This window comes from Kitasatospora sp. NPDC091257 (assembly GCF_044757675.1).
In the GTDB taxonomy this organism is placed as follows: Bacteria; Actinomycetota; Actinomycetes; order Streptomycetales; family Streptomycetaceae; genus Kitasatospora; species Kitasatospora lactacystinica.
In genome coordinates this window covers 1-5827 of record NZ_JBIVVI010000548.1, presented here as the reverse complement: position 1 = coordinate 5827, position 5827 = coordinate 1, and the positions used below count along the sequence as shown (strand labels likewise).

The following is a 5827-nucleotide window of genomic DNA, read 5'->3' as shown; positions in this document are numbered from 1 at the left end:
CGCCTTGTCGATCGACTGCCCGCCCCGGCTTCGTGTCCGGTTCAGGACCCCGGCGTCACGACCCCGGCGTGGACCGCTTGCGCCGGGTGAAGACCCGCCGCACCGGCGTGCGGACCGCCTCGACCGCCCGGCCGGCCCGGCTGCCGACCGCCGCCCGGGCCGCCCGCACCGCGTCGGAGATCCGCCACCACAGCTGGGCCGAGGACGGCGGCAGCAGCAGCGCCCTGGTCCGCCCGGCCCGGCCGGCGCTCGCCCGCAGCCCGCGCCGGACGGTGCGGACGTCGGAAGCCAGCGGCTCCGTGGTGGGCCGCCCGGGCGGGGCGTAGAGCACCCGCTCGGTGGCCAGCGCCAGCCGGCCGGTGGCGGCCGAGGAGTCCGCGTCCAGCTGCGCCTTCTCGGTGATCCGGCGGGCCGCCGAACGCGGGGTGCGTGACTCGTCCGGGGGAATTCCGAGGTCCCAGGCGGAGTCGATCAGCTCGTCCCAGGCGGCCAGCACCTGGGCGTCGGTCAGCTCCGCGGGCCCGCTCCCGCCGGGCCCGCGCCGGCCCCCGCCGCCCAGTCGGCGGCGGCGCACGGCGGCGCGCCAGAGCATCGGGGCGAGCAGCAGTGCGATCAGCACGAGCACCGCGGCCAGGGTGCCGAGCACCTGTGGGGAGAGCAGCCAGGACTCCTCGGCGGCCGTGGCGACGGCCTTGCCCTTGGTGTCGCACTCGCCCAGCTGGCGCTGCTTGGGGGTGCAGTCCGAGCTGGAGGTCGGCGCGGGGGCGGCCGAGGCGCTCTGCGGGGCGGCGGTCGCCTGCTGGGTCGGCGCGCTGGTCGGGGCGCTGGACGCCTCGGTGTAGCGGGCCGGGACGCCGCGGCTCGGGGTCGGCTCGAAGCGCAGCCAGCCGTAGCCCGAGAAGTACAGCTCGGGCCAGGCGTGGTACATCCGGCCGGTCACCGAGTAGACGCCGCCGCCCTTGCTGTCACCGGGGGTGAAGCCGACGGCCACCCGGGCCGGGATCTTCAGCACCCGGGCCATCGCCGCCATGGTGGAGGCGAAGTGCACGCAGAAGCCGCGGCGGTCGCGCAGGAAGACGGCGATGGCGTCGCTGCCGGTGCCGCCGTTGACCGCGGTGTCGTACGTGAAGTCCGGCCCGGTGAACCAGTTGACCAGCGCCGTCGCCCGGTCGTAGTCGTTCCGGGCGCCGGCGGTGACGGCCCTGGCCTTCTCGGCGACCACCGGCGGCAGGTCGGCCGGGACGGCGGTGTAGTGCTCCCTGATGTCCTGCGGCGCGGTGGCCGCCAGGCGCAGGTCGTTGGCGCCGGGCCGCAGGTCCAGGGCGCTGACGTGGTAGTTCAGGCCGCGGATCGCCTTGTCGTTGGCCGGCAGGACGGTGCGGGTCAGCGGGTCGAGCTTCCAGTCGCCGGGCTTGGGGACCTGGACGGAGGCGGCCGGGTAGGGCATCGGCAGCCAGCTGCCCTCCAGCCGGTCGCCGATCTTGAAGTCGCCCTCGATCCGGGGGAGCTGGGCGTTGCGCAGGCCCTCGGGGGTGGGCAGCGTCGCCGGAAGGTCGGTGACCGTGGTGCTGCCGAGCTTCCAGTTGGTGCCGTCGAACTGGTCGAGCGAGCCGGTCCGCAGATAGGTCTGATCGGCCAGCGAGCTGTCCAGGGTGTAGGTGAGCAGCTCCGCGTCGGTCGGCTTGGTGACCGCGGCCTCCAGGCTGACCAGCGGGTCGAGGCTGGTCGACAGGCTCCCGCCGACGCCCTTGCCCTTCGACCCGCCGGAGCCGGAGTTCAGCAGTCCGGAGCTCCAGTGCGGCAGGACCACCGGCAGCAGCAGCGCCACCGCCAGGGCCAGCACGCCGACCTGCCGGCCGGCCGGGCTGACCCGGCCGGACTCCACCGAGCCGCGCGCGCCCCCGTAGAAGACCCGGCCCCAGCGGGAGACCCGGTCCTGGCCCTCGGCGAGCAGCAGCAGCAGGTAGCCGGCCGCGGCGACGGCGAACCAGACCCAGCTGCCGTGCTCCCCGGCCAGGCCGTTGCCGACCGAGTACAGGGCCAGCAGCGGCAGCCCGGCCAGCGCCGATCGCCGGTAGGTCACCGCGACGGTGTCCACCGCGACGGCGATCAGGCCGATCGCCGAGACCAGGATCAGCCGCAGTCCGGCGGTGGGCGGAGCCGGGATGGCGTACTGCTGTATGTCGTCCAGGCCGGCGGTGAGGACCTGGTCCAGGACCCGCATCGTGGCCGGCCCGGGCAGTACCCCGCCGGCGCCCGCGAAGCCGAGCAGCAGCAGCAGGAGCAGCACCAGCAGCTGCCCGACCGGCACCGTCCAGCGGTACAGCGGGGAGCGGCGCAGGCCCGCGCCGACCGCGGAGATCACGGCGATCACCAGGACGGCGTGGGTGAACCAGCTGCGGGTGGTGAGCAGCGGCATCATGCACAGCGAGGCGAGGGCGGTGGCCAGCGCCGAGTACGCGGTCAGTTTGGCCCGGGTGGTCACGCGCCGGCCTCTTCTCGGTAGGGGGCGGTCGTCCTGCTGCCGTCGGCGGCCCGCCACAGGTCCGGTACGGAGTCCCCGGCCCGCACCGGGATCACCGTCCACCCGGACTCGCGCAGTTGCCGGACCCGGGCCCGGAAGTCGTCGCCGCCGGTGTCCGGGGCGAGCATCCGCAGGCCGGCCCAGGTGCCGGTGTCCAGCAGGAGGGCGATCGCCCCGCCGGCGCGGCTGCGCAGCCGGCCCAGCCGGGTGGCCTGGGCGTCGTCCAGGTCGCCGAGGACGGCGACCAGCAGGCCCTCGCCGCCGGCACGCAGCGGATCCTCGGCGCGGGAGAGGGTGCCGCCGTCGGACAGGTCGGCGACGGCGAGGGCGTCCAGGATCAGCCCGGAGGTGGCGGCGCTGCCGTGGCCGCCGCCCGTGCCGGGCGCGGGCACGGACAGCCCGGTGTCGGTGAGCAGCCGGGTCTGGTAGCCGCGCTCCAGCAGGTGCGCGCAGACCGAGGCGGCGCAGCCGACCGCCCACTCGAAGGAGGAGGCGGGGCCGCTGCCCCGGTGGGCGATCTCCCGGGTGTCCAGCACGACGGTGGCCCGGGCCTGCCGGGGCTGCTCCTCGCGGCGCACCATCAGCTCGCCGTACCGGGCGGTGGAGCGCCAGTGCACCCGGCGCAGGTCGTCGCCGGGCCGGTACTCGCGCAGGATCACGTCGTCGTCGCCGGCCAGCGCCAGGGTGCGGCTGTGGCTCTCGCCCTGGCCGATCCACTCGCCGCTGAGCCGTACCGACGGCAGCGCCTGGACCTGGGGGACGACGGTGAGGACGTCGGAGGCGGTGAAGGCGCGGGTCACCTCGCACATCCCGAACGGGTCGGACAGCCGCAGCTGGAGCGGCCCGAGCGGGTAGCGGCCGCGCAGGTCGGAGCGGACCCGGTAGGAGACCTCGCGGTGGCCGCGCGGCTCGACCCGGTCCAGCACGAAGCGCGGGCGCGGCCCGAGCACGTACGGGACCTTGTCCTCCAGCAGCAGCACGCCGGTGGGCACCCGGGACACGTTGTCGACCCGCAGGTGGACCCGGGCCTCCTGGCCGGCGACGGCCCGGCGCGGGCTGAGCCGGCGTCCGCTGGCCACCCGGTAGCGGGTGTTGGCGACCACCACCACGGCGACCAGCGGCAGGGCGGCGAGCAGGACGCCGACGCGCAGCAGGGCGTCCTGGTCGAGCAGGTAGGAACAGACCACCGCGGTGACCCCGGCGGCGAGGAAGGACCGCCCCCGGGTGGTGAGACCGCGGAACCCGGCCCGCAGTCCCGAAGCGGAGTCGGACTGGGTCACCTCAGCCCCTCCGGACGGCCGGGCCGCCCTGCGGGCGCGGCAGCGGCAGCCGGGCGACCAGGTCGGTCACGATCTGCTCGGAGGTGCGGCGGCTGAGCTGGGTCTCGGCGGTCGGCATCAGACGGTGCGCCAGGACCGGGACGGCGAGGCGCTGGATGTCGTCCGGGGTGACGTAGTCGCGCCCGTCCAGCGCGGCGGCGGCGCGGGCGGCCCGGACCAGGTGCAGGGTGGCGCGCGGGGAGGCGCCCAGGCGCAGTTCCGGGCTGGTGCGGGTGGCGCCGACCAGGTCGACGGCGTAGCGGCGGACCGGGTCGGCGATGTGCACGCCGCGGACCAGGTCGATCAGCTTGAGGATGTCGGAGGCGTGTGCGACCGGCTGGAGGTCCTCCAGCGGGCTGGCGCCGGCGTGCACGTCCAGCATCGCGAGCTCGGCCTCGGGGCTGGGGTAGCCGATCGAGATCCGGGCCATGAAGCGGTCGCGCTGGGCCTCCGGCAGCGGGTACGTGCCCTCCATCTCGACCGGGTTCTGGGTGGCCACGACCATGAACGGCGAGGGCAGCTCGTAGCTGGTGCCGTCGATGGTGACCTGGCGCTCCTCCATGGACTCCAGCAGCGCGGACTGGGTCTTGGGCGAGGCGCGGTTGATCTCGTCGCCGACCACGACCTGGGCGAAGATCGCGCCCGGGCGGAACTCGAAGTCGTGCCGCTGCTGGTCGTAGATGTTGGTGCCGGTGACGTCCGAGGGCAGCAGGTCGGGCGTGAACTGGATGCGGCGCACGGTGCAGTCGAGCGAGCGGGCGAGCGCCTTGGCCAGCATGGTCTTGCCGACGCCGGGCACGTCCTCCAGCAGCAGGTGGCCCTCGGCGAGCAGGACGGTCAGGGCGATCCGGACGGCCTCCGGCTTGCCCTCGATCACGCTCTCGACGTTGGCACGGACGCGGTCGACGACCGCGGCGAGCTCGGGGAGCCCGACCGGCTGGTACCCGTTCGCCCTCTGCTGCTCGCCCCCCGCAGGACTGCCGAGTCCGGCCTGATCGTTGTAGCTCGTCACCCGTTTACGCTCCCTGGCACCCTGTGCCCGCCCCGTCCCGAGGCCGGGCCCCACCCCATGCTTGACGCGGCCGTCCCGGGGGCGGTTCCGAACAAGGATCCGGCGCCGGGAAAGGCGGCCTGCGGCCTGGCCGCCCCAGGTGGTTCGGGGTCCGACCGGCAGGCGCATTCTCCCCCGCGGGATGGCCAGAAGTCACCATTCGGCGGTTCCCGAATGCCTGGACCGCGGGTGGCCCGTCCGCTCGTCTCCGGGCGGCTGTGGCGGGCCCGGGGACGAGCGGACGGAGAACTCAGTCGATCTCGCGCAGCAGGCCGGTGTGGACGTCGAAGACGAAGCCGCGGACGTCGTCGGTGTGCAGCAGGAAGGGAGAGGTGCGGACGCGCTGCATGGACTGGCGGACGTCGCCGTCCAGGTCGACGAAGGCCTCCACCGCCCACTGCGGGCGCTGGCCGACCTCCAGCTCCAGCTCGCGGCGGAAGTCCTCGGTGAGCCCGAGCAGGCCGCAGCCGGTGTGGTGGATCAGCGCGATCGAGCGGGTGCCGAGGGCGCGCTGGCTGATGGTCAGGGAGCGGATGGTGTCGTCGGTGACGACGCCTCCGGCGTTGCGGACGACGTGCGCGTCGCCGAGTTCGAGGCCGAGCGCCGCGAACAGGTCGAGGCGGGCGTCCATGCAGGCGACCACGGCGATCTTCTGCACCGGGCGGGCGTCCATCCCGCCGTCCTGGAAGGTCACGGCGTAGGTGCGGTTGGCCGTGACGAAGCGGTCGATGACGGTGGGTCTGGCAGGGGCGGCAGCGGCGTTCGGCGAGGGCCGGTCGGGTGTCACTGTCATGGTGGCGACGTTAGTGCGGATCGGGACCGCGCGGTGGGGCGGGGAGCTACAGAACCGGGCGCCGCGATCGGGTGCATCGCCACAACCGGAGGGTTCGCCCGGGCTGGTACGGGGTGACCCGCACGCGGGGCGGGGAGGGG

General features: G+C 74.9%; 4 protein-coding genes. All 4 read right to left on the bottom strand.

Annotated elements, in window-relative coordinates; genetic code table 11:
* Positions 1–55: 55 nt before the first annotated feature.
* Entirely contained in the window at positions 56–2485 is a 2430-nt protein-coding gene (locus tag ACIQOV_RS23975) for a DUF3488 and DUF4129 domain-containing transglutaminase family protein (RefSeq protein ID WP_401051570.1), read from the bottom strand.
* Positions 2482–3804 carry a DUF58 domain-containing protein gene (locus ACIQOV_RS23970; RefSeq protein ID WP_401051568.1) on the bottom strand — a complete coding sequence of 441 codons (1323 nt, stop codon included), beginning with the start codon at positions 3802–3804 and terminating at the stop codon, positions 2482–2484. The genes ACIQOV_RS23975 and ACIQOV_RS23970 overlap by 4 nt, the downstream gene beginning before the upstream one ends.
* A gap of 1 nt (position 3805) precedes the next feature.
* Positions 3806–4855: an AAA family ATPase gene (locus tag ACIQOV_RS23965; protein WP_380357231.1), complete on the bottom strand. Its 1050-nt coding sequence runs from the start codon at positions 4853–4855 to the stop codon at positions 3806–3808.
* Positions 4856–5144: 289 nt separating this feature from the next.
* Positions 5145–5687, bottom strand: a complete 543-nt coding sequence (locus ACIQOV_RS23960) for a beta-class carbonic anhydrase (protein WP_401051566.1) — start codon at positions 5685–5687, stop codon at positions 5145–5147.
* Positions 5688–5827 lie beyond the last annotated feature (140 nt).

Coding starts and splice junctions, on each gene's coding strand:
- ACIQOV_RS23960 (WP_401051566.1), bottom strand. CDS start 5,687: ATGACAGTGACACCCGACCGGCCCTCGCCGAACGCCGCTGCCGCCCCT.